Genomic DNA, 22,471 nt, shown 5'->3' with positions numbered 1-22,471 from the left:
GCCTCCGCTCAGTGCGCGTGCGCGGCGGCGAGCGCCCGCAGTTCCTCGATGCGGTCGGCGGGCACCTCCCCGCCGTAGACGGCGGAGCCCGCGACGAACGTGTCGGCGCCGGCCTCCGCCGCGATCGCGATCGTGTCGGCGGCGATGCCGCCGTCGACCTGCAGCCACACGTCGAGCCCCGACGCGTCGACCGCCTCGCGCAACCGACGCAGCTTCGGCATCGTCGCCGGCATGAACGACTGGCCGCCGAACCCGGGCTCGACCGTCATCACGAGGATCTGGTCGAACTCCGGGAGCAGTTCGAGATAGGCATCCAAGTCGGTGCCGGGCTTCAGCGCGATGCCGGCGCGCGCACCGATCTCGCGGAGTCGACGCGCGAGCGCGACCGGCTCGGCCGCCGCCTCGGCGTGGAAGGTCACCGAGTAGGCGCCGGTCTCGGCGTAGATCGGGGCCCAGCGATCGGGGTCGTCGATCATGAGGTGCAGATCGAGCGGGATCGGCGTGACCTGCTGGAGCCGCTCGACCATCGCGAGTCCGAACGTGAGGTTCGGCACGAAGTGGTTGTCCATGACGTCGATGTGCGCGAGGTCGGCGTTGGCGATGCGCCCGAGCTCGCGCTCGAAGTTGGCGAAATCGGCGGCCAGGATGCTCGGATTGATCCGCGTCGTCATGGCCGCCAGCCTACTTCGGCCGGATCAGGAGCCTGCGACGTCCCGCTTGCGGAGCAGCGCGATGAACATCGCGTCGGTGCCGTGCCGGTGCGGCCAGAGCTGCACCGTGAACGGGTCGCCCGCGAGATCGAGCTCCGTGTTCGCGACGCCCTGCACGACCTCGGCGGTCGGCAGCTGCTCGAGCACCCCGGCGTGGCGGGCGAGCGCGCCGCCGAGCGAACCGAAGGTCTCGGCCGTGTGCGGCGAGCACGTCACGTAGGCCAGGATGCCGCCGGGCTTCAAGGCCGCGATCGCCGCGTCGACGAGCTCGCCCTGCAGCTTCGTGAGCTCGGGGACGTCGGTCGGCGCCTTGCGCCAGCGCGCCTCGGGTCGGCGGCGGAGGGCGCCGAGGCCGGTGCACGGGGCATCCAGGAGAATGCGGTCGTAGCCGCCGGCGCTCTCGGGGACGTCCGCGATCGCGCGGCCGTCGCCGACGAGCACCGGATGCTCGCTCGGCACGGCCGCCAAGGCATTGCGCACGAGGTCGGCGCGCACCGGCACCGCCTCGTTGGAGACGAGGACCGCCCCGCCCGCGAGCGCCTCGGCCGCGAGCAGCGCGGCCTTGCCGCCGGGACCGGCGCAGAGGTCGAGCCAGCGCTCCCCCGGCCGCACCGGCGTCGCCCGGCTGAGCGCGAGGGCGGCGAGCTGCGAGCCCTCGTCCTGCACGCGCACGCGCCCCTCGTGGCCGGCGACGAGGTCGAGCGGGTCGGCCGCGGTGAAGCCGACCGGCGAGTAGGAGTCGGCGGTGCCGAGCTCGGCGGGCTCCGGCAGGCCGAGGCCCGGCAGGGCGACGAGGTTGACGCGGGGCGAGGCGTTGTCGGCGTCGAGCAGGTCGCGGATCTCCTCGCCACGGCCCTCCCGGTCGAGTGCGGCGCGCAGGGCGCGGATGATCCATTCGGGGTGCGAGGTCAGCACCGACAGGCGGCCATCCTCGTCGAGGGCGTCCTCGGCGAGCCAGGTCTCCCACTGCTCCGCGGTCGAGCGGGAGACGGTGCGCAGCACGGCGTTCACGAAGCCCGTCGCCCACGGCGCGAACTTGTGCGCGAGGCCGACCGACTCGTCGACGGCCGCATGCGTCGGCACGCGCATCGAGAGCAGCTGATGGACGCCGAGCCGGAGGATGTCGAGCGCGTCGGGATCGATGCGGTCGGTCGGCCGGTCGGCGGCGAGTTCGATGATCGCGTCGTAGGTGCCGCGGCGCCGGAGCGTGCCGTAGGTCAGCTCGGTCGCGAGCCCGGCGTCCGCACGGTCGAGCTTGGCGCGCTCGATGCGCACGGGCAGCAGGAGGTTCGCGTACGCCTCGTCGTCGCGCACGGCCTGCAGCACCTCGAGCGCGACGATGCGCGAGAGCGCGACGTAGTTCCGACTCGTCTGCCGGCGGGGACCGGAGCCGCCGCGGCGATCGCCCTGGCGTCCGCCGGAACCGCCGCCCTGGCGGCCTCCGTGTCGCTGTCGTCCGCCTTCGCCGCCCTGCCGCGGGCCGCCGCGTCGCTCGTCACTCACCTCTCAAGCGTAGGCGACTCGCCTCCGCCTCCCCTGGGCTACGAATACCCCTTTCGCGCCGGCCGCGCTCCGTCCCCTCCGCGAGTGGGTAGATCTCGCGGGTCGAGCGGGGCCGCAACCGACCACACCTACCCGCTCGCGGGAATGGCGCGGTCAGGCGGGATCGACCGCGAGGGCGGCCGGGAGTCCCCGGCCCCAGTCGGCCGCGTGCATCGGCCCTTTGCCCGCGGGCTGGACGCGCACGAGCTCGAGCGCGCCGTCGGCCGTGCCGACGAGGACGCGGCGCTTCTCAGCGCGGAACTCCCCCGGTTCAAGATCGGGCGCGTCGACGGCGGGTCGGGCCTCGAGCACCTTCAGACGGGCGCCGGCCACCGGCATCCAGGCGCCGGGCTCGGGCGTGACGCCCCGGTAGCGGGCGAGGAGTTCGGCCGCCGGTCGGGTCGGGTCGAGGCGGCCGTCCTCGATCGAGAGCTTCGGTGCGAGGGTCGGCTCGCCCGTCTGCGGCACCAAGACCGCCGTGCCGTCGGCGATACCGTCGACGACCCCGGCGAGCAGCTCGCCGCCGACGACCGCGAGATGCGCGAGCAGCTCCCCCGCGGTGCGCTCGCCCGCCGCCTCGCGGAGCTCCGCGAAGACGTCGCCCGCGTCGAGCGCCGGGACGAGCTGGAACACGGCCGCGCCGACCTCGGCGTCGCCCGCGATGAGGGAGTGCTGCACGGGCGCGGCACCGCGCCACTTCGGCAGCAGCGAGAAGTGCAGATTGATCCACCCGTGGGACGGGGTCGAGAGCAGCGGTTCCCGCACGAGTCCCCCGTACGCGACGATGACGCCGAGATCGGGCTCGAGGGCGGCGATCGCGGCCGTCGCCTCGGCATCCAGCTTCGCCGCCTTCACGACCGGCAACCCCAAGCGCTCGGCCGCCTGCGCGACCGGGCTCGGCGTGAGCACGCGCTTGCGTCCGAGGGGCGCATCCGGCCGGGTCACGACCGCGACGATCTCGTGCCCGGATGCGGCGAGCCGTTCCAGGGACGGGACGGCGGCATCGGGGGTTCCGGCGAAGACGAGACGCAGAGCGGGCATCCCTCCATCATCCCGGATGCGGGATGATCGTCGCGCGGGGGCGGAGGCCGACCCGGCTCCCCACGCCTGACCCGACCTGAGAGGCGCACGCATGGAACCGCAGCACACCGATCCGACCCGCGAACGGAGCATCCACTGGGAGGACACCGCCGTCGGCCTCGCCGCCCTGCCGACGACGTCCGGCATCGACTACCTCCGCGCCATCCGCGACGGGGAGTTGCCGCCCGCGCCGATCGCGAGCGCCGTGCTGATGCGGCTGACGACCGTCGAGGACGGCCGTGCAGAGTTCGAGTGCACCCCCGACGAGTCGCTCTACAACCCGATCGGTTCGGTGCACGGCGGCCTGCTGTGCACCATCCTCGACTCCGCACTCGGCTGCGCCGGGCACACGACGCTGCCCGCCGGCACCGGCTACACGACGATCGAGCTCAAGGTCAGCTTCCTGCGGCCCGCCCGCGCCGGCCACCGGCTCACCGCGCGCGGCCGCGTCGTCAAGCCGGGCCGGCGCGTGATCTTCGTCGAGGGCGAGGTCGTGGATGCCGACGGCGAGACGATCGCGACGGCGACCGCGTCGCTGCTGGCGTTCCCGATCGGCTGAGGCCGTTCTCCCGAATCGCCTCGCGTCCAGTCACCGGACGAGGGCCTCCCGCATGGCCGGCTGGAGCAATCGTATTGCGCGGCGACCGAGATACCGGCGGGATGTGCGCTCACGGCACCTCGGGGTCGTCGAAGCGCACCCGGAGCTTGCGGGCGCGCTGCGGCGGTCGACCGGCCACCGGCTTGCGGCGCTCGGTCGCGAGGCGCACGAGTTCGGCGCGCACCGCCCGCGCGAGCAGCGCGCCGTGGCCGTAGTCGACGCGGACGATCGCCCGCAGCCGTCCCTCGTCGACCGGGCTCGGACCGAGCACGTCGATCACTGCCCCGGCGTCGCCCGCCTGGAGCCGCTCGAGCACCTCGGTGAGCGTCTCGGGGAGCGCCTCGAGGCTCACGGCGCGGACCGCGGGCGGGAAGCGGAGCTCGCGACGGGCGGCGAGTTCGGCGGCGACCCAGCGGTCGTGCCGCCAGGTCGCGAGCGTCGTGCCGAGCGCCCCGCCCACGCCGACGAGGGCCACCGGTGCACCGGGCGCCGCGAGGGCGGCGGCGTTCGACCACCAGCGCAGGCAGTCTTCGGCGACGCGCAGGCTCTCGCGCAGCAGCATCCGCTCGCCGTCGAGCAGGAGCACGGCGCGGTAGCCGCCCGCGGCAACGGGCTCGGCGCCGCGCGTGGCGACGACGAGCCGCGGCGAGGCATCCACGTGCTCGATCGTGCGCTCGCCATCTGAGCGGACGATGCGCACGTTCGGGAAGGCGCGGCCGAGCTCCTCGGCGGTGCGCGCGGAGCCGGCGCCGGCCGGGACGAGCTTCGCTCCCCCGCAGTTCTGGCACTTCCAGCCGCCCGCACCGGCGCCGCACAGGCGGCACTGCGGCGCACGGCCCGCCGTCGGCAGCGCGAGCGTGCCGCCGCAGCGGAGGCAGTGCGCGGCCTCCCGGCAGTCGCCGCAGACGACGAGCGGCGCATAGCCCGGCTGCGCCACCTGCACGAGCACCGGTCCTTCGCGCAGCGCGTCGCTCGCCGCCTTCCAGGCGCCGGACGGGATGCGGGCGTGCTCGCGCGGGTCATCGGCATCGCCCTGATGGGCCGTGAGGATGACGTGGGGCTTGGTCGCACGCTCGCGCGGGATCGCCCGCACCCAGCCGACCTCCACGAGCCGCTGCACCTCGACGGTGCGGGTGTGCCCGAGGAAGAGGAGGGCCGAGCCGGTGAGCTCCTGGCGCAGCAGCGCGGCGTCGCGCGCATGGATGCCCGGCGCGAGGGGTTCGCGATGCAGCGCGTCGCCGTCGTCCCAGATCGCGATGAGGCCGAGCCGCTCGGCGGGCGCGTAGACGGTGGACCGGTTGCCGACGAGGATGCGGGCGTGCGGCTCGGTCGCGGCGAGGAACGACCGGTATCGGTCGGCTCCGGACTGGCGCGCATCGGTGCGCAGCACGCGCGACGGGTCGACGAGCGTCTCGAGCGCCGCCTCGACCTGCGCCTGGTCGCGGGCGTCCGGCACGATGATCAGCGCAGTGCGGTCGTTCGCGAGCGTCGCAGCAGCGGCCTGCGCGAGCGTGAGCGCCCACGCGCCGACCCAGCGTCCGTCCGGCAGCGCGACCGGGGCGGGGATCGCCGCCAGCGTCATCCGCTCCCCCGCCGCGAGCGCCGCCTCGACGGCTCCGGGCGCGTAGCCCGTCACCGCAGGACCGCCGTCGGCGGCAGGCGCCGGCAGCGGGCCGGGCTCGGGATGCCCCGCGAGCCACGCCTTCTCGGCGCGCACGTACCGCGACGGGATCGCGAGGCGCACGACGTCGCTCGCGGTGCCCGCCGCGCGGTCGGCCGCGCGGCGGGCCAACTCGTACACGGCGGGCCGGAGCAGTCCGACGGCGCCGACGACCTGCTCGACCTCGCTGAGGCGTCCCTCGTACTCGCTCGTCTCGACGAGCTCGACGATCCACCCCTGCGCGATGCGCCCGCCCGTGCGGAGCGGCACGCGCACGCGCGCGCCGACCACCGCCTCCGCCGCCATCGCTGCGGGGACCCGGTAGTCGAACAGCTGGTCGAGCTGCGGCAGCGGCGAGTCGACGAGCACCCGGGCGACGGGGCCCTCGCTCATCAGAGCTTGGCTGCGGCCCTGAGGTCGTCGACGCGGTCGAGGCGCTCCCACGTGAAGTCCGGCAGTTCGCGGCCGAAGTGGCCGTAGGCCGCCGTCTGCGCGTAGATCGGACGCAGCAGGTTGAGGTCGCGGATGATCGCGGCCGGGCGGAAGTCGAACACTTCGGAGATCGCGGCGCTGATGACGTCGTCGGCGACGTGGCCGGTGCCGAACGTCTCGACGTAGAGGCCGACGGGCGACGCCTTGCCGATCGCGTAGGCGACCTGCAGCTCGAGGCGGTCGGCGAGCCCCGCGGCGACCGCGTTCTTCGCGGCCCAGCGCATGGCGTAGGCGGCCGAGCGGTCGACCTTCGACGGGTCCTTGCCCGAGAAGGCGCCGCCGCCGTGGCGGGACGCGCCGCCGTAGGTGTCGATGATGATCTTGCGGCCGGTGAGGCCGGCGTCGCCCTGGGGGCCGCCGATCTCGAAGCGGCCGGTCGGGTTGATGAGGATCTTCAGGTCGGGCGTCGCGAGGTCGACGCGCTCGATCACGGGCCGGATGACGAGTTCCTCGACCTCGGCGCGCAGCTGCTCGGTCGAGACCGCCGGCGAGTGCTGCGTCGACAGCACGACGGTGTCGATCGTCTTCGGCACGAGTCCGTCGTAGCCGATGGTGACCTGGGTCTTGCCGTCGGGACGGAGGTAGTCGAGCTCGCCCTGCTTGCGCACGAACGCGAGCCGCTCGGAGAGCCGGTGCGCGAGCCAGATCGGCAGCGGCATGAGCTGCTCGGTCTCGCGCACGGCGTAGCCGAACATGATGCCCTGGTCGCCGGCGCCCTGGCGGTCGAGCTCGTCGGCGCTGAACTCCTCGCGCGACTCGAAGGCCGAGTCCACGCCCTGGGCGATGTCGGGCGACTGCCCGCCGATCGAGACGGAGACGCCGCACGAGCGGCCGTCGAACCAGACGTCGGACGAGTTGTAGCCGATGGAGGTGACGCGCTCGCGCACGATCGACGGGATCTCGACGTAGCCCGAGGTCGAGACTTCGCCGGCGACGTGCACGAGGCCCGTGGTGACGAGGGTCTCGACGGCGACCCGGGCGGTCGGGTCGACCGTGAGGATCGCGTCGAGGATGCTGTCGGAGATCTGGTCGCAGATCTTGTCGGGGTGCCCCTCGGTGACGGACTCCGACGTGAACAGGCGCAGAGCGCTCATACGTGCATCTCCTCGATTCGGTCTTGCAGCGGTTCGGGTTTCGGGCTCGGGATGCGCCCCGCCATAGTCTGTCGTACCCGCGGCTTCGGGGGCAGTGTGTTTCCCCCGACTCCGCCGGACTCGGGTTTCGGGTCAGCGCCGATCGGCGAGCACGGCATCCAGGATGCGGTGCGCCACCGACAGTTTGTCGCCGTGCGCCCGGTCGACGACGGCGTCGTCCGGTCCGACGACGACGATCCGGTTCTCGTCCGCGGCGAACCCATCGTTCCAGCCGACCCGGTTGACGACGAGGAAGTCCGCGCCCTTGCGTCGGCGCTTGTCGCGGCCGAGTTCGAGGAGGCGCTCGTCGTCGGGCTCGGTCTCGGCGGCGAAGCCGACGAGCGTCGTGCCCGCGTGCGGGCGCTGTCCGAGTTCGGCGAGGATGTCCGGGTTGCGCACGAGCTCCAGCGTGAGCCCCGAGCCGGAGTCGTCCTTCTTGATCTTGCCCTCGCTGACGTCGGCGGGGCGGAAATCGGCGACCGCGGCGGCCATGACGACGAGGTCGGCGCCCTCGGCCGCGTCGAGCACCGCGGCGCGCAGCTCGGCGGTGGTCGACACGGGCACGACCCCGCAGCCCGCGGGGGTGCGCGTCTCGAGGTTCGCCGCGATGAGCGTCACCGACGCACCGCGAGCGGCTGCGGCGGCGGCGATGGCCGCCCCCTGCTTTCCGCTCGAACGGTTGCCGAGGAAGCGCACGGGGTCGAGGGGCTCGCGGGTGCCGCCGGCGGTCACGACGACGCGCTTGCCGGCGAGGTCGCCCGGGCGCGCGGTGTCCTGGACGACCGCGAGCGCCGCCGCGACGATGTCGTGCGGCTCGCTCATGCGGCCGGGTCCGGAATCGGTGCCCGTGAGCTGCCCCGAGGCGGGGCCGACGAAGGTCACCCCGCGCGCGAGCAGCGTCGCGACGTTGGCCTGGGTGGCGGCGTTGCGCCACATCTCGGTGTGCATCGCGGGCGCCACGACGAGCGGCGCCTCGCTCGCGAGCACGGTCGTGCCGAGCAGGTCGCCGGCGAACCCGTTCGCGAGTTTCGCGAGGAAGTCCGCGGTCGCGGGCGCGATGACGATGAGGTCGGCGCGCTGCCCGAGTGCGACGTGGCGGACCTCGGCGACGCCGTCGTAGAGGTCGGCCGTCACCGGATTGCGGCTGATCGCCTCGAGGGTCGGCGTGCCGACGAAGCGCAGTGCGGCCTCGGTCGGCACGACGTGGACGTCGTGGCCCGCGAGCACGAGCTCGCGGACCACTCCCACCGCCTTGTAGGCGGCGATGCCGCCGGTGATGCCGACGACGACGTTGAGCCCCACGGGCGGCGGACGCGCTTACTCGGTGGGTGCGGCGAGCGGGCGGAGGACGAGCTTGTCCTCGTTGATCTCGTGCATCGCCACGGTGAGCGGCTTGTCGTCGATCGACGAGTCGACGAGCGGGCCGACGTTCTGGAAGAGCGAGCCCTCGTGGAGGTCGGCGTAGTAGTCGTTGATCTGGCGGGCGCGCTTGGACGCGAAGATCACGAGCTGGTACTTCGAGTCGACCTTGGAGAGCAGGTCGTCGATGGGCGGGTCGATGATGCCGGAGAGGTGTTCGGCCATGGGATTGCTCCTTGCTCGGTGGCTGAGTCGGCGCGGTGCGCCGGGACGGATGCCGGGTGGCCCGGCTCCGTCGGTACGGAAAGCTCGGCGCTAGGGGCGCTGCGTCGCCCCGCGCGGATTCATCAATTCTACGACCTTCTCGGCGGCCTCGCCCACATCGCGGTTCACGACGGCGTGGTCGAACTCCTCGACGGCCGCCAATTCGACCTTCGCGGTCTCGAGCCGGCGCTGCTGCTCGGCGGGCGATTCGGTGCCGCGGCCGACGAGCCGGCGCACGAGTTCGTCCCACGTCGGCGGCTCGAGGAACACCAGGGTCGCCTCGGGCATCGCGCGGCGCACTTGCCGTGCGCCCTGGATGTCGATCTCCAGGAGGACGGGGTTGCCCGAGGAGATCGCGGCCTCGACGGGCCGGCGCGGCGTGCCGTAGCGGTAGGAGTTGTGCACGGTCGCGTGCTCGAGGAGCTGCTCCTCGGCGATGAGCCGGTCGAACTCGGCGTCGTCGACGAAGAAGTAGTGCTTGCCCTCGACCTCGCCGGGACGCGGCGCGCGCGTCGTCGCGGAGACCGAGATCGCGACCTCGGGGAAGTGCTCGCGGATGTACTGCGCGACCGTGCCCTTGCCGACGGCCGTCGGCCCCGCCAGCACGACGAGCCGGTTGCCCGTGCCGCCGTGCGCGGCGATCCACGTCGCGATGTACTCGCGCAGCCGGCGCCGCTGGAGGCGGCCCAGGCCGCCGACGCGCTTGGCGTCGGCGATGCCGAGCTGGTCCATGATGCGTGCGGCCTTCGTCACGCCGATCGCGGGGATCGACGTCAGGTACTCGGTCACGCGGAGCCGGCCCTCGGGGCTGTCGGGCTCGGCGAAGGCGACGCGCAGCACGTCGAGCGGACTGCGCTCCCCCGACGCGATCTCGGCCTTCACCGCGGCGCGGGCGCGACGGGCCGCGACGGCGGCGCGGGACGCGGCGACGCGGTCGACCTCCGGCGGACGGCGGTGGGCGGCGGCGCCCTCGGGCTCAGACATCGAGACCTCCGATCTCTTCGACGCGACGGGAGACGGCGTCGACGATCCCGTCGGGACCGGCGCCGAGCACCGAACGCGACTCGCTGACGATCACCCCGCGCGCGAGCGCGCCGAAGATCGTCTTCGTGTCGGCCGGCCGGGCGCCCTGGGCGCCATAGCCGGGTGCGAGGACGGGGACGACGGGGCCGTCGGGCGGCGACTGCCGGTCGATGCCGAAGTCCTCGAGGCGCAGGGTGGCGCCGATGACGACGCCCATCGAACCGGTCGACTTCGCGCTCGCCTCGGGCTGCGCGGCGTTGAACGCGGCGACGCCCGAGAGCATCGCCGCCGCGACCGTCGAGCCGGCGCGGCTCGAGGTCTGGAGCACGGCCTGCTGGAGCGCCGCGGCCTCCGGATTCGAGGTGGCCGCGAGCACGAACGCGCCCTTGCCGCGCTCGGCGGCGTACGCGAGCGTCGAAGCGAGGGAGCCCAGGCCGAGGTAGGGCGACAGGGTCACCGCGTCGACCTCGAGCGGCGAGCCCGGCCGGAGCCACGCCTCGCCGTACGCCTCGACCGTGGAGCCGATGTCGCCGCGCTTCGCGTCGCCGATGACGACGAGGCCCGCGTCGCGCGCCCGGGCGAGCACGCGTTCGAGGGCGGCGAAGCCGGCGGCGCCGTGGCGCTCGAAGAACGAGACCTGGGGCTTCAGGATGCCCGCGCGGCCGTACACCGCGTCGACGACCCGGAGGCCGAACTCGCGGACGCCGGCGGCGGAGTCATCCAGCCCCCACGCGTCCAGGAGCGACGCATGCGGGTCGACGCCCACGCACAGGCGCCCGCGCTCGGCGAACGCCTGCTCGAGGCGATCGCCGAACGTGGTCGTTTCGGTCGCCGTCACGCCGGCGCCTCCGCGCGACGGTCGGCGTATTCCTGCAGCGAGGTCACCTCGAACCCGCGGACCTCGAGGGAGGCGACGGCCGCCTGGAGTTCGGCGATCGTCGTGAACAACGGGAGGTTGGAGGACACGGCGGCCGCGCGGATCTCGTAGCCGTCGGCGCGGGACGAACCGCCCGCGGGCGTGTTGATGACGACGTCGACCTCGCCCCGGTGGATGAGCTCGACGATCGACTCCTCGCCGGAGGCGCCCTTCTCGCTGTACTTGCGCACGGTGCGCGCGGCGATGCCGTTGCGGCTCAGCACCTCGGCGGTGCCCTCGGTGGCGAGGAGCTCGTAGCCCAGTTCGCGCAGGCGCAGCACGGGCAGCACGATGGTGCGCTTGTCGCGGTCGGCGACCGAGACGAAGACGGTGCCCGACTTGGGCATCCCGCCGTACGCGGCGAGCTGGCTCTTCGCGAAGGCCCGCGGGAAGTCGCGGTCGATGCCCATGACCTCGCCGGTCGAGCGCATCTCCGGGCCGAGGAGGGAGTCGACCATGCGGCCGTCCTTGGTACGGAAGCGGTGGAAGGGCAGCACGGCCTCCTTGACGGAGACGGGCGAGTCGAGCGGCTGGCGCGAGCCGTCGGCCTCGGGCAGGAGCCCCTCGGCCTTCAGGTCGGCGATCGACGAACCGGTCATGATGCGCGAGGCCGCCTTCGCGAGCGGGATGCCGAGCGCCTTCGAGACGAAGGGCACGGTCCGGCTCGCGCGGGGGTTCGCCTCGAGGACGTAGAGCACGCCCGCGCCGATGGCGAACTGCACGTTGAGCAGGCCCTGGACGCCGATGCCCTGCGCGATCGCGAGGGTCGCCTCGCGGACGCGGTCGATCTCGGCGCGGCCGAGGGTGACGGGCGGGAGCGTGCAGCTCGAGTCGCCGGAGTGGATGCCGGCCTCCTCGATGTGCTCCATGATGCCGCCGACGTAGAGCTCGGTGCCGTCGTAGAGGGCGTCGACGTCGATCTCGGTCGCGTCGTCGAGGAAGCGGTCGACGAGCAGCGGGTGGCCGGGGCCGACGATGCCCTGCCCGGCGATGCGGGCGAAGTAGTCGCTGAGCGACGCCGTGTCGTAGACGATCTCCATGCCGCGGCCGCCGAGCACGTAGCTCGGGCGCACGAGCACCGGGTAGCCGATCTCCTCGGCGACCTTGATCGCGCGGGCCTCGTCGGTGGCGGTGCCGTTGCGCGGTGCGAGCAGGCCCGCGGCGTCGAGGATGCCGGAGAAGAGCCCGCGCTCCTCGGCGAGGTCGATCGCGTCGGGGGTCGTGCCGAGGATCGTGATGCCCGCGGCTTCGAGGCCCTTGGCCAGGCCGAGTGCGGTCTGGCCGCCGAGCTGCACGACGACGCCGACGAGCTCGCCCGAGGCGGACTCGGCGTGGATGACCTCGAGCACGTCTTCCAGCGTGAGCGGCTCGAAGTAGAGGCGGTCGCTCGTGTCGTAGTCGGTCGAGACCGTCTCGGGGTTGCAGTTGATCATGATCGTCTCGAAGCCGGCGTCCGCGAGGGCGAACGAGGCGTGCACGCACGAGTAGTCGAACTCGACGCCCTGGCCGATGCGGTTCGGGCCGGAGCCGAGGATGACGACCTTCTTGCGGTCCGAGGGCTCGACCTCGGTCTCGGCGTCGTAGCTCGAGTAGTGGTACGGCGTGAGCGCGGGGAACTCGCCGGCGCACGTGTCGACCGTCTTGAAGACCGGGCGGATGCCGAGGCCGTGGCGCAGGCCCCGCACCTCCGCTTCCTGGAGGCCGCGGAGCTGGCCGATCTGGGCGTCCGAGAAGCCGTGGTCCTTGGCGAGGCGGATCGCCTCGGCGTCGAGCTCGGGGGCGGCCGCGATGGCGGCGGCGACCTCGTTGATGAGCACGATCTGGTCGAGGAACCAGGGGTCGATCTTGGTGGCCTCGAACGCCTGCTCGACGGTCGCGCCCTTGCGCAGCGCCTGCTGCAGCACGACGATGCGGCCGTCGGTCGGGGTCTTCGAGATCTCGAGCAGCTCGGCGACCTCGCGGGGCTCGGCCTCCCAGTGGAAGGACGAGCCGCGCTTCTCGAGGGAGCGCAGCGACTTCTGCAGCGCGGTCGTGAAGTTGCGGCCGATCGCCATCGCCTCGCCGACCGACTTCATGGTCGTCGTGAGCGTCGGGTCGGCGGCGGGGAACTTCTCGAACGCGAAGCGCGGGGTCTTCACGACGATGTAGTCGAGCGTCGGCTCGAACGAGGCCGGCGTGACGCGCGTGATGTCGTTGGGGATCTCGTCGAGGCGGTAGCCGATGGCGAGCTTCGCGGCGATCTTGGCGATCGGGAAGCCCGTCGCCTTCGACGCGAGGGCCGACGAGCGGGAGACGCGCGGGTTCATCTCGATGACGATGACGCGGCCGTCGACGGGGTCGATCGCGTACTGGATGTTGCAGCCGCCGGTCTCGACCCCGACGGCGCGGATGATGTCGATGCCGATGTCGCGCAGCTTCTGGTACTCGCGGTCGGTGAGCGTGAGCGCCGGGGCGACCGTGATGGAGTCGCCCGTGTGGACGCCGACCGGGTCGACGTTCTCGATCGAGCAGATGACGACCGTGTTGTCGGCCGTGTCGCGCATGAGCTCGAGCTCGTACTCCTTCCAGCCGAGGATCGACTCCTCGAGGAGCACCTCGGTCGTGGGCGAGTCGTGGAGGCCGGCGCCCGCGATGCGGCGGAGGTCCTCCTCGTCGTAGGCGAAGCCCGAGCCGAGGCCGCCCATCGTGAAGGAGGGGCGCACGACGAGCGGGTAACCGAGGTCCTCGGCGGCGGCGAGCACCTCGTCCATAGTGTGGGCGATGTGCGAACGGGCCACGTCGGCGCCGCAGTCGAGCACGAGCTGCTTGAAGAGCTGACGGTCCTCGCCGCGGCGGATCGCGTCGGTCTTGGCGCCGATGAGCTCGACGTCGTACTTGGCGAGGATGCCCGCCTCCTCGAGCGCGATGGCCGCGTTGAGCGCGGTCTGGCCGCCGAGGGTCGGCAGGACGGCGTCCGGACGCTCCTTGGCGATGATGCGCTCGAGCACCTCGGAGGTGATCGGCTCGACGTAGGTCGCGTCGGCGAAGTCGGGGTCGGTCATGATCGTGGCCGGGTTCGGGTTCACGAGGATGACGCGCACGCCGTCTTCGCGGAGCACGCGGCACGCCTGGGTGCCGGAGTAGTCGAACTCGGCGGCCTGGCCGATGACGATCGGGCCGGAGCCGATGACGAGGACGGAGTTGATGTCGTCGCGCTTGGGCATTACTTGCGGTTCTCCTTGCTCGCAGCGTCGTCGGCTGGGTCTCGATACGCGGCTCCGCCGCTACTCGACCCGCCTCGCCGGTGCTGACGCACCATCTCGGCGAAGCGGTCGAAGAGGTAGTTGGCGTCGTGGGGGCCCGCGGCGGACTCGGGGTGGTACTGCACCGAGAACGCGGGGATGTCGAGGCAGTTCAGTCCCTCGACGACGTCGTCGTTGAGGTCGTAGTGGCTGACCTCGACGCGGCCGAAGCCGGCGGCCGACTCGCTGATCTCGCCGATGGGCGCGCGCACGGCGAAGCCGTGGTTGTGGGCCGTGATCTCGACCTTGCCCGTCTTGGTGTCGAGCACCGGCTGGTTGATGCCGCGGTGGCCGAAGGGCAGCTTGTAGGTCTCGTAGCCGAGCGCGCGGCCGAGGAGTTGGTTGCCGAAGCAGATGCCGAAGTAAGGCAGGCCGTCGCGCAGACCCTCGCGGAGCAACTCGACGTGGCGGTCGGAGGCCGAGGGGTCGCCGGGGCCGTTCGAGAAGAACAGGGCGTCGGGCGCCAGGGCGCGGACGTCGTCGATCGTGACGGTCTGCGGCAGGACGTGCACGTCGAACCCGCGCTCGGCGAGGAAGTGCAGGGTGGAGGCCTTGACGCCGAGGTCGAGCACCGCGACCGAGCCGACGCGCTCGCCCGTGGCGGGCAGCGTGTAGGGCTCGGCGGTGGAGACGGCGCCCGAGAGGTTCTGGCCGCTCATCTCGGCGCCGCCCTGCACGAGGGCGAGCTGCTCGTCGGCCGCGAGGGCGGCATCCTCGCCGGAGAAGACGCCCGCGCGCATGGCGCCGGCCGATCGGAGGTGGCGCGTGAGCGCGCGGGTGTCGATGCCGGAGATGCCGACGACGCCCTGGGCGATCAGGTCGTCGTCGAGCGAGCGCTCGGAGCGGAAGTTCGAGACGACACGGGAGGGGTCGCGGACGATGAAGCCGGCGACCCAGATGCGGGCCGACTCCTCGTCTTCGGTGTTCATGCCGGTGTTGCCGATGTGCGGCGCCGTCATGAGGACGATCTGGCCGGCGTACGAGGGGTCGGTGAGCGTCTCCTGGTAGCCGGTCATGCCGGTGGCGAAGACGGCCTCGCCGAGCGTGCGGCCTCGGGCGCCGTAGGCGCGCCCCTCGTAGCGGGTGCCGTCCTCGAGGACGAGTACGGCGGGTTCGCGGTCGAGCAGGGGCATCATGCCTCGCTTTCGGTGTTGATCGAGTGCTGGGAAGCGGTCGTGGCGGCCGCGGGCGTGGGGACGGCGGGCTCGGCCGCCGTGTCGTCGTTCGGAACGGCGTCGGCGGCGGCTTCCTCGTCGGCGGCCGCGGGGACCGCCTCGACGGGCGCCTCGCCGGAGGCGATCGCCTCGACGGCGTCGATGAGCCGGGAGGCGTCGCGCTCTTCGCGGGCGCGCAGCGAGCTCGTCAAGAGGGCCGGGCCGGCGTTCTCGCCGTCGGCGAGCGGCTCGCCGCCCGTGCGCTCGGCGAGCCAGGTGATCGCGACGAGGCCTCCGGCCTCGACGCCGCGGTCGATGGTCCAGCTCTGCCGCTCCGCGCCGACGATGCGGTCGGCGGGCAGCCAGATCGCGGCCTCGCCGGCGACGCGGAGTTCGACGCCGGCCTCCTCGACGCGCACGCGCGCCGTGCCGCGGAAGGCGAGCCCGGAGATGGCCAGGCGCTCGATCGGGTCCTCCGCCGGGGTCGTCGCGACGTAGAGGACTTCGCCCTCCCACGTCGCGGATCCCTCCGTCACGGGCAGCGGGTAGGCCGAGAGCACCTCGTCGCGCTGCACGCGGCGACGCCAGGAGCGCAGCATGAGGAGCACGGCTCCCACGACGATCGCGATCGACACGACCGCGCCGACGACCATGTACGGCTCCATGTTCAGCGCTCCGAACCCGCGGCGAGGGCCGCGATCTCATCGGCCGGACGCAGCGCGCCGTCGCGCACGGTCGCGTAGCCCTGGTGGAAGGTGTGCACGACCGCGCCGGGGAGGGTGCGGCCGAGGTAGGGCGAGTTCACCGAGCGGCCGCGCAGATCGCCGAGGCCGAACTCGCGCGAGGCGGCCGGGTCGACGAGCGTGAGCTCGGCGGGAACGCCCGCGACGAGGTCGGCGCCCTGACCGGCGAGGCGGCCGATTCGCGCCGGCGTCGCTGACATGACGCGGGCGACGCCCGCCCAGTCGAGGTGGCCGGGCTCGACGAGCGCGGCCTGCACGACCGAGAGCGCCGACTCGAGGCCGACCATGCCGTTGGCGGCGGCGTCCCACTCGACCTCTTTGGCCTCGAGCGGGTGCGGGGCGTGGTCGGTGGCGACGATGTCGATCGTGCCGTCGGCGACCGCCTCGCGCAGCGCCTGCACGTCCTCGGCCGTGCGCAGCGGCGGGTTCACCTTGAACCGGGCGTCGTACCCGGCGATCAGATCTTCGGTGAGGAGCAGGTGGTGGGGCGTGACCTCGGCGGTCACGGCGATGCCGCGGGCCTTGGCCCAGCGCACGACCTCCACCGAGCCGGCGGTCGAGAGGTGGCAGATGTGTAGGCGCGAGCCGACGTGCTCGGCGAGCAGGACGTCGCGCGCGATGATCGATTCCTCGGCGACCGCGGGCCAGCCGGCGAGGCCGAGCTCCCCGGAGAGGGCGCCCTCGTTCATCTGGGCGCCCTGCGTGAGGCGGGGCTCCTGGGCGTGCTGGGCGACGACGCCGTCGAACGCCTTGACGTACTCGAGCGCACGGCGCATGAGCAGGGGGTCGAAGACGCAGAAGCCGTCGTCGCTGAAGACGCGCACGTTCGCCTGCGAGGCGGCCATCGCGCCGATCTCGGCGAGCCGCTCGCCCTTGAGGCCGACCGTGACGGCGCCGATGGGCTGCACGGTCGCGTAGCCGGCGGCGCGGCCGATGCGCGCCTCCTGCTCGACGACGCCCGCGGTGTCGGCGACGGGATACGTGTTCGCCATCGCGAAGACCGCCGTGTAGCCGCCCGCGGCCGCGGCCTGCGTGCCGGTGAGGATCGTCTCGGACGCCTCGTAGCCGGGCTCCCGCAGGTGCGTGTGGAGGTCGACGAGGCCGGGCAGGGCGATGAGGCCGTCGGCGTCGATGGTCTCGGCCCCGGAGGCCCCCGCGATCGAGCCGACCTCGGCGATGAGCCCGCCCTCGAGCTTCAGGTCCGCGCGCGTGCCGTCGGGCAGCGTCGCGCCCCGGATGATCGTCGCGGCCATCAGTCGAGTCCTCCGGAGAGCAAGAGGTAGAGGGCGGCCATTCTCACTGAAACTCCGTTCGCAACCTGCTCGCGCACCGTGGACTGCGGCGAGTCGGCGGCCGCCGCAGCGATTTCGAGGCCGCGGTTCATCGGGCCGGGGTGCATCACCATGGTAGTCGCCGGAAGCTGGGCGAATCGTCCGTCGTCCAGCCCCCAGAGACGGGAATACTCCCGACTGTCGGGGAAAAACGCCCCGTGCATGCGCTCGGCCTGGATGCGCAGCATCATGACGACGTCGGGATGCTCCGCCAGCGAGGCATCCAGGTCGTGCGAGATCTGCGCGGGCCAGCCGGCGGTGTCGACGGGGACGAGCGTGGGCGGCGCGACGAGGGTCGTCTCGGCGCCGAGGGTCTCGAGCAGCCACACGTTCGAACGGGCGACGCGCGAGTGCAGGATGTCGCCCACGATGACGACGCGGATGCCGTCGAGGCCCTTGCCGCGGGCCGCCGCGCCGTGGATGCGCCGGCGCATCGTGAAGGCGTCGAGGAGCGCCTGGGTCGGGTGCTCGTGGGTGCCGTCGCCCGCGTTCACGACGCCCGCGTCGATCCAGCCGCTCGTCGCGAGCAGGTGCGGGGCGCCGGAGGCGGGGTGGCGGATGACGACGCCGTCGGCGCCCATCGCCTGCAGGGTCTGCGCGGTGTCCTTCAGGGACTCGCCCTTGGAGACGCTCGAGCCCTTCGCCGAGAAGTTGATGACGTCGGCGGAGAGGCGCTTCGCAGCGGCCTCGAACGAGATGCGCGTGCGGGTCGAGTCCTCGAAGAAGAGGTTGACCACGGTCTTGCCGCGCAGCGTCGGGAGCTTCTTGACCTCGCGCTCCTGCACCGCCGCCATGTCCTCGGCGATGTCGAGGAGGCCGATCGCCTCGTCGCGGGTCAGGGCCTTCGTGGAGAGCAGGTGGCGCATCAACGGCCCCCTTCGATCGTCACGGCGTCCTCGCCGTCGATCGCGGCGACGCGCACGTTGATGCGTTCGTCGGTCGAGGACGGCAGGTTCTTGCCGACGAAGTCGGCGCGGATCGGGAACTCGCGGTGCCCGCGGTCGACGAGGACGGCGAGGCGCACGGCGCGGGCCCGTCCGAAGTCGGCCAATGCGTCGAATGCGGCCCGGATCGTGCGGCCAGAATAGAGCACGTCGTCGACGAGCACGACCGTCTTGCCGTCGATGCCGCCGGCCGGCAGCTCCGTGGGGTGCGGGGTGCGGGTCGTCGTGCGGGCGAGGTCGTCCCGGTACATCGTGACGTCGAGCGATCCGGCTTCGATCGTCGAGCCGGGCTCGATGCGGCGGATCTCGGCGGCGATGCGCCGGGCCAGATCGACGCCGCGCGTCGGAATACCGAGGATGACGAGATCCGAACTGCCGCGATTGGATTCGAGGATCTCGTGGGAGATGCGGGTCAGAGCCCGTTGAACGTCGGCTTGGTTCAGCACGGTGCGCGCCAAAGCAGCGACTCCCTTCTCCGCCTCACAGGACGGTCTTCAAGGTTGCCTAACGGTCTGAGAGCCTATCAGCCCTCCGGACGCCGATCCGGCGCGCGGCCCGCGGTGAGGAGACGCGGGAACGGGAAAGGGCGGAGCGCCTGCGCGCTCCGCCCCGTCTCGCTCGCGGGGGTGCTCGTGCTCATCGGGCCGTCCGGCCCCGCAGCGCCTTGGAGGCGATGACGAGCGCCGCGGCGATCAGCACGACGTTCTTCGCGATGTACTGGCCGGTCAGGCTCGGGCCGGTCTCGGTGACGAGCTCGGCCGGGAAGAGCACCACCGGCGAGAGGATGCCGACGAAGCAGAGCGCGAGGACGACGAGTCCGGCGCGGGCGAACTTCCCCGAGATCAGCAGGAGGCCGGCGGCCGTCTCCATGACCGCGGTGACGACGAGCGCCGCGTACCCGGTGACGAGGCCGAAGGACAGTGCGGCCCAGGTCGACTGCACGAGTTCGTCCATGGGGCTGACGCCCGGGAAGAACTTGAGCACGCCGAAGGCGACGAAGACGGCGCCGAGGCTCACGCGGAGCGCCGCGATGCTCCAGCGCTCGAGGAACGCCTTGAGCGCGGCTTCGGCGCGGGCGCCGCGGTCGAGGATCCCGGCGACGACGACCGGGACGGGGCGGTGCCCGACCGGCTGGATACCGGGCGTGGGGGCGATCGACGTGGACATGGCGAAGCAGCTCCTTCCAGAGCATCGGTGCAAGGCGGGGACGGGACGCGAGGTGCGACGACGATCAGTGAACCGCTCCCCCGGAACCCCGGCATCGGGGCTGGCGCCGAGGTTTCCTCAGCGTTCCCACTGGGCTTGCGAGCGACGATCTGCTCATGTGCGCGGAATGCTCCGCTGCGCGCACGCCGTTCACCTCGTGCGGGCAGAATCGCGGCGTGGACGACCCCGCGCACCCCGGCGCCCCCGACGATCACCCCGGCGCCCCCGGCGAAGTGTTCAGCGCGTTCCTGCGCCTCGGCCTCACCTCGTTCGGCGGGCCGATCGCCCACCTCGGCTACTTCCGCGCGGAACTCGTCGAGCGCCGGCGCTGGATCGCGGATCGGGACTACGCCGAGCTCGTCGCCCTCGCGCAGTTCCTGCCCGGTCCCGCGTCGAGCCAGGTCGGGTTCGCACTCGGTCTCCGCCGGGCGGGCTGGCGCGGCGCGCTCGCCGCGTGGAGCGCGTTCACCCTGCCCTCGGCCGTGCTCATGGTCGCGGTCGCCCTCGGGGCGCCGCTGTTCGGCAGCACCGTCGGCGCGGGCATCCTGCTCGGCCTGCAGCTCGTCGCCGTCGCCGTCGTCGCGCACGCGGTGCTCGGCATGGCGCGCACCCTCGCCCCGGATGCCGCGCGCGCGAGCATCGCCGTCGGCGCGGCCGTCCTCGTGCTGCTGACGGGGCTCGCGTTCGCTCCGGTCCTCGCCATCGCCCTCGGCGCGCTCGCCGGGCTCCGCTGGTGCCGGGACGCGTTCGCCTCCGACGATGCGGGAGCGTCATCGGCCGCCCCGGCGACCGCATCTGGCTTCGGGGTCTCCCGCCGAGCCGGCCTCGTCGCGCTCTCGGTGTTCGCGGCGCTGCTCGTCGCTCTGCCCGCCGCGGCCGCCCTGCTGCCGGGGAGCCTCCTCGATCTCGCCGACGGCTTCTTCCGGGCCGGCGCGCTCGTCTTCGGCGGCGGGCACGTCGTGCTGCCACTGCTCGAGGGCGTCGCGGTCGACGGCGGTCTCGTGACGCCCGCGGAGTTCCTCGCCGGGTACGGTGCGGCGCAGGCGGTGCCCGGTCCGCTGTTCACGTTCGCCGCCTACCTCGGCGCGTTCGCCGCCCCCTGGCCGCTCGCGCTCGTGAGTGCGGCCATCGCGCTCGTCGCAGTCTTCCTGCCCGGGATGCTCCTCCTCGTCGCCGCCCTGCCGTTCTGGGACCGGCTCCGAGCCCGACCGGCCGCGCGGGCCGCGATGGCCGGCGCGAACGCGGCCGTCGTCGGGGTGCTCGGCGCCGCCCTCTACGACCCGGTCTTCACGACGGCGGTCACGGACCCGGCATCCTTCGCGCTGGCGCTCGCCTGCTTCGCGCTCCTCGTCGCCTGGCGCATCCCGCCGTGGGTCGTCGTCATCGTCGGTGCGGCCGGCGGCGTGCTGCTCGCCCTCGCGCAAGGCGGGTGACGAGCGACGCCTCCCCCGGAGCACGACGACGGCCGGCCCCCTGCGGGAACCGGCCGTCCTCGAGGTGTCGCCGTCCGTGCGACTCCGTGCGCGCGATGCGTCCTAGGACTGCCCGCCCGACGTTATGAAGTCGATGATCGCGTCCGCGTCGGAGACCGAGCCCTGATAGCTCGTACCGTTCACGATGAGCGTCGGCGTGCCCTGGATCGCCTCGACGTCCGCGCCCTCGATGCCGGCGAGGGCCGCGTCGTTGGAGGCCTGCACCCAGGACGTGTAGGGCATCTCGTCGACGCACTCCCCGAGGCCCTCGATCCCGCCGTCCTCGAGCACGCCGTTGATCTCGGTGTTCGTCAGGCCCTCGGTGCCCTCTTCGGGCTGCGCCTCGTAGAGCACCTGCATCGCGTCGAGCAGGGCGTCGGGGTCCTCGACGGCGACGCACGTGAGCGCGGAGCCCGCGCGCGACGAATAGTAGGTGCCCGCGGAGACGCGGTCGAGGAAGTTCATGGGGTGCAACGAGTACGTGATCGTGCCGTCGTCGACGAGGCCGGCGATCTGCTCGCCCGCGGCCTCCTCGAACTGCTGGCAGATCGGGCAACGCAGATCGAACCAGAGCTGCACGTCGATCGAGCCCTCGCCGGTGACGAGCGCATAGTCGTCGAAGTGCGCCGCGCCCTCCGTACCGGTCGGGACGGCCTGATCGCTCGGCAGCACGTCGCCGCCGCTCCCGCCGCTGCCCCCGCTCGCGCAGCCGACGAGCAGCAGTGCGGCCAGCAGGGCGGTGCCGAGCGCTCCGGCGCGGCGTGTTCCTCGAGTCATCGGTGTTCCCCTCTCACTTCTACCGAGCGTAGTCGTCACCTCGGCGGGTCGCGAGGGCGAGCGATCCTCAGCTCCGAGGAGGCGCGATACGGTCGGAAGCATGCGGAATCTCCCGTCTCGCACCTGGTCGGTCGCGCTGGCCCTGCTCGCGGGACTCTGGTCGCTCGTGCTGCTGCCGCTCATGCACCTGGAGTTCTCGGGCTCCGGGATGCCGGGGTGGGCGACGGACGTCCTCGACCTGGCGCCGTACGACGCGCTCGTGACGGCGACCGCGGACCTCGACGGCTACTTCCTGTACGGCTCGCTCGCGGCCGTCTCGTTCGCGCTGCTCTGGTTCGCGACCGGTCCGGTCCTCGCCCGGCTCGGTTGGAGCGGTCGGGTGCTCGGCGCGCTCCTGCTCGCCGGGGCGCCCGTCACCGTGCTGAGCTACGTGAGCTGGCCCGAGGATGCCCCGCTGCATCCGATCTGGGGCGCCGAGGGGCTCCTGCTCATCGTGATCGGCGCCTGGGGGTTCATCATCGCCGCCGTCGCCCCGCGGGAGCGGGTGCCGCTCTGGGAGCGTCTCGTCGTCGGGCTCACGCTCGTCGTCGCCGCGCTCGCCACGGTGCTCCTCGGCTACTGGCCGCACGGCACCCTCGTCGGACTCTCCGTCGAGTTCGCCGCGCTCGCCGCCTGGGCGCCGCGCGCCGACGCGCCGGACTTCGACGACGCGGACCGTGCGGGCTGACAGCTGACACGCGAACGGCGGCCGCGAGGCATCCTCGGATGCCCGCGACCGCCGTCGGA

The 22,471-nt window shown here is 72.9% G+C and carries 20 protein-coding genes; 3 read left to right on the top strand and 17 right to left on the bottom strand.

Going from position 1 to position 22,471, the window contains the following annotated elements; translation table 11 throughout:
* Positions 1 to 8: 8 nt before the first annotated feature.
* From rpe to fmt, 3 genes are all read right to left on the bottom strand, one after another.
* The gene (gene rpe, locus GB864_RS00475; protein ID WP_160422309.1) at positions 9 to 671 is read right to left on the bottom strand and encodes a ribulose-phosphate 3-epimerase; all 663 of its coding nucleotides are present in this window, start codon (positions 669 to 671) and stop codon (positions 9 to 11) included.
* Positions 672 to 695: 24 nt separating this feature from the next.
* Entirely contained in the window at positions 696 to 2,213 is a 1,518-nt protein-coding gene (locus GB864_RS00470) for an RsmB/NOP family class I SAM-dependent RNA methyltransferase (protein WP_160422308.1), read from the bottom strand.
* Positions 2,214 to 2,366: 153 nt separating this feature from the next.
* Complete coding sequence (gene fmt, locus GB864_RS00465; protein ID WP_160422368.1) at positions 2,367 to 3,284, bottom strand: methionyl-tRNA formyltransferase; 918 nt, start codon at positions 3,282 to 3,284, stop codon at positions 2,367 to 2,369.
* Between the two features lie 100 nt (positions 3,285 to 3,384).
* Here fmt and GB864_RS00460 point away from each other — a divergent pair, with 100 nt between their 5' ends.
* Positions 3,385 to 3,891: a PaaI family thioesterase gene (locus GB864_RS00460; protein WP_160422307.1), complete on the top strand. Its 507-nt coding sequence runs from the start codon at positions 3,385 to 3,387 to the stop codon at positions 3,889 to 3,891.
* A 109-nt stretch (positions 3,892 to 4,000) separates the two neighbouring features.
* Here the strand turns inward: GB864_RS00460 and GB864_RS00455 are convergent, their stop codons facing one another.
* The 13 genes from GB864_RS00455 to GB864_RS00395 all read right to left on the bottom strand — a co-directional run bounded on the left by GB864_RS00455 (position 4,001) and on the right by GB864_RS00395 (position 19,397).
* The gene (locus tag GB864_RS00455; RefSeq protein ID WP_236778779.1) at positions 4,001 to 5,983 is read right to left on the bottom strand and encodes a primosomal protein N' family DNA-binding protein; all 1,983 of its coding nucleotides are present in this window, start codon (positions 5,981 to 5,983) and stop codon (positions 4,001 to 4,003) included.
* Positions 5,983 to 7,176: a methionine adenosyltransferase gene (gene metK / locus GB864_RS00450; protein ID WP_160422306.1), complete on the bottom strand. Its 1,194-nt coding sequence runs from the start codon at positions 7,174 to 7,176 to the stop codon at positions 5,983 to 5,985. Before metK ends, GB864_RS00455 begins: the two co-directional genes overlap by 1 nt.
* 132 nt (positions 7,177 to 7,308) lie before the next feature.
* The gene (coaBC, locus tag GB864_RS00445; protein ID WP_160422305.1) at positions 7,309 to 8,517 is read right to left on the bottom strand and encodes a bifunctional phosphopantothenoylcysteine decarboxylase/phosphopantothenate--cysteine ligase CoaBC; all 1,209 of its coding nucleotides are present in this window, start codon (positions 8,515 to 8,517) and stop codon (positions 7,309 to 7,311) included.
* 15 nt (positions 8,518 to 8,532) lie between these two features.
* Positions 8,533 to 8,799, bottom strand: a complete 267-nt coding sequence (rpoZ, locus tag GB864_RS00440) for a DNA-directed RNA polymerase subunit omega (protein ID WP_160422304.1) — start codon at positions 8,797 to 8,799, stop codon at positions 8,533 to 8,535.
* 90 nt (positions 8,800 to 8,889) lie between these two features.
* A complete protein-coding gene (gene gmk / locus GB864_RS00435) occupies positions 8,890 to 9,822 on the bottom strand; it encodes a guanylate kinase (RefSeq protein WP_160422303.1) in 933 nt (310 codons plus the stop codon).
* Positions 9,815 to 10,699 carry an orotidine-5'-phosphate decarboxylase gene (pyrF, locus tag GB864_RS00430; RefSeq protein WP_160422302.1) on the bottom strand — a complete coding sequence of 295 codons (885 nt, stop codon included), beginning with the start codon at positions 10,697 to 10,699 and terminating at the stop codon, positions 9,815 to 9,817. Before pyrF ends, gmk begins: the two co-directional genes overlap by 8 nt.
* Positions 10,696 to 13,980, bottom strand: a complete 3,285-nt coding sequence (carB, locus tag GB864_RS00425) for a carbamoyl-phosphate synthase large subunit (RefSeq protein WP_160422301.1) — start codon at positions 13,978 to 13,980, stop codon at positions 10,696 to 10,698. The genes pyrF and carB overlap by 4 nt, the downstream gene beginning before the upstream one ends.
* Positions 13,980 to 15,191: a glutamine-hydrolyzing carbamoyl-phosphate synthase small subunit gene (gene carA, locus GB864_RS00420; RefSeq protein ID WP_160422300.1), complete on the bottom strand. Its 1,212-nt coding sequence runs from the start codon at positions 15,189 to 15,191 to the stop codon at positions 13,980 to 13,982. Before carA ends, carB begins: the two co-directional genes overlap by 1 nt.
* Positions 15,191 to 15,877 (bottom strand): PH-like domain-containing protein, encoded by a 687-nt coding sequence (locus tag GB864_RS00415; protein WP_160422299.1) that lies wholly within the window; start codon positions 15,875 to 15,877, stop codon positions 15,191 to 15,193. Before GB864_RS00415 ends, carA begins: the two co-directional genes overlap by 1 nt.
* Positions 15,878 to 15,879: 2 nt before the next feature.
* Positions 15,880 to 17,208 carry a dihydroorotase gene (locus GB864_RS00410; RefSeq protein ID WP_160422298.1) on the bottom strand — a complete coding sequence of 443 codons (1,329 nt, stop codon included), beginning with the start codon at positions 17,206 to 17,208 and terminating at the stop codon, positions 15,880 to 15,882.
* Complete coding sequence (locus tag GB864_RS00405; RefSeq protein WP_160422297.1) at positions 17,208 to 18,152, bottom strand: aspartate carbamoyltransferase catalytic subunit; 945 nt, start codon at positions 18,150 to 18,152, stop codon at positions 17,208 to 17,210. The genes GB864_RS00410 and GB864_RS00405 overlap by 1 nt, the downstream gene beginning before the upstream one ends.
* Positions 18,152 to 18,688 (bottom strand): bifunctional pyr operon transcriptional regulator/uracil phosphoribosyltransferase PyrR, encoded by a 537-nt coding sequence (pyrR, locus tag GB864_RS00400; RefSeq protein ID WP_160422296.1) that lies wholly within the window; start codon positions 18,686 to 18,688, stop codon positions 18,152 to 18,154. Before pyrR ends, GB864_RS00405 begins: the two co-directional genes overlap by 1 nt.
* A gap of 178 nt (positions 18,689 to 18,866) precedes the next feature.
* Positions 18,867 to 19,397, bottom strand: a complete 531-nt coding sequence (locus GB864_RS00395; protein ID WP_160422295.1) for a DoxX family protein — start codon at positions 19,395 to 19,397, stop codon at positions 18,867 to 18,869.
* Positions 19,398 to 19,612: 215 nt separating this feature from the next.
* Here GB864_RS00395 and chrA point away from each other — a divergent pair, with 215 nt between their 5' ends.
* Positions 19,613 to 20,869, top strand: coding sequence for a chromate efflux transporter (gene chrA / locus GB864_RS00390; protein ID WP_336603823.1), 1,257 nt, complete (start codon positions 19,613 to 19,615; stop codon positions 20,867 to 20,869).
* A 102-nt stretch (positions 20,870 to 20,971) separates the two neighbouring features.
* Here chrA and GB864_RS00385 read toward each other — a convergent pair whose 3' ends face one another.
* A complete protein-coding gene (locus GB864_RS00385) occupies positions 20,972 to 21,685 on the bottom strand; it encodes a DsbA family protein (protein WP_160422293.1) in 714 nt (237 codons plus the stop codon).
* Positions 21,686 to 21,785: 100 nt separating this feature from the next.
* On the opposite strand from GB864_RS00385, the gene GB864_RS00380 reads away from it, so the two are divergent.
* A complete protein-coding gene (locus GB864_RS00380; protein ID WP_160422292.1) occupies positions 21,786 to 22,412 on the top strand; it encodes a hypothetical protein in 627 nt (208 codons plus the stop codon).
* Positions 22,413 to 22,471: the final 59 nt, after the last annotated feature.

Origin of the sequence: Agromyces seonyuensis (assembly GCF_009789225.1) — a bacterium.
GTDB classification, from domain to species: Bacteria; Actinomycetota; Actinomycetes; order Actinomycetales; family Microbacteriaceae; genus Agromyces; species Agromyces seonyuensis.
This window is presented reverse-complemented; position numbering and strand designations above follow the sequence as displayed.

Coding starts and splice junctions, on each gene's coding strand:
- GB864_RS00460 (WP_160422307.1), top strand. CDS start 3,385: ATGGAACCGCAGCACACCGATCCGACCCGCGAACGGAGCATCCACTGG.
- GB864_RS00385 (WP_160422293.1), bottom strand. CDS start 21,685: ATGACTCGAGGAACACGCCGCGCCGGAGCGCTCGGCACCGCCCTGCTG.
- gmk (WP_160422303.1), bottom strand. CDS start 9,822: ATGTCTGAGCCCGAGGGCGCCGCCGCCCACCGCCGTCCGCCGGAGGTC.
- metK (WP_160422306.1), bottom strand. CDS start 7,176: ATGAGCGCTCTGCGCCTGTTCACGTCGGAGTCCGTCACCGAGGGGCAC.
- carB (WP_160422301.1), bottom strand. CDS start 13,980: ATGCCCAAGCGCGACGACATCAACTCCGTCCTCGTCATCGGCTCCGGC.
- GB864_RS00455 (WP_236778779.1), bottom strand. CDS start 5,983: ATGAGCGAGGGCCCCGTCGCCCGGGTGCTCGTCGACTCGCCGCTGCCG.
- GB864_RS00415 (WP_160422299.1), bottom strand. CDS start 15,877: ATGGAGCCGTACATGGTCGTCGGCGCGGTCGTGTCGATCGCGATCGTC.
- GB864_RS00380 (WP_160422292.1), top strand. CDS start 21,786: ATGCGGAATCTCCCGTCTCGCACCTGGTCGGTCGCGCTGGCCCTGCTC.
- rpe (WP_160422309.1), bottom strand. CDS start 671: ATGACGACGCGGATCAATCCGAGCATCCTGGCCGCCGATTTCGCCAAC.
- GB864_RS00395 (WP_160422295.1), bottom strand. CDS start 19,397: ATGTCCACGTCGATCGCCCCCACGCCCGGTATCCAGCCGGTCGGGCAC.
- rpoZ (WP_160422304.1), bottom strand. CDS start 8,799: ATGGCCGAACACCTCTCCGGCATCATCGACCCGCCCATCGACGACCTG.
- carA (WP_160422300.1), bottom strand. CDS start 15,191: ATGCCCCTGCTCGACCGCGAACCCGCCGTACTCGTCCTCGAGGACGGC.
- GB864_RS00410 (WP_160422298.1), bottom strand. CDS start 17,208: ATGGCCGCGACGATCATCCGGGGCGCGACGCTGCCCGACGGCACGCGC.
- GB864_RS00405 (WP_160422297.1), bottom strand. CDS start 18,152: ATGCGCCACCTGCTCTCCACGAAGGCCCTGACCCGCGACGAGGCGATC.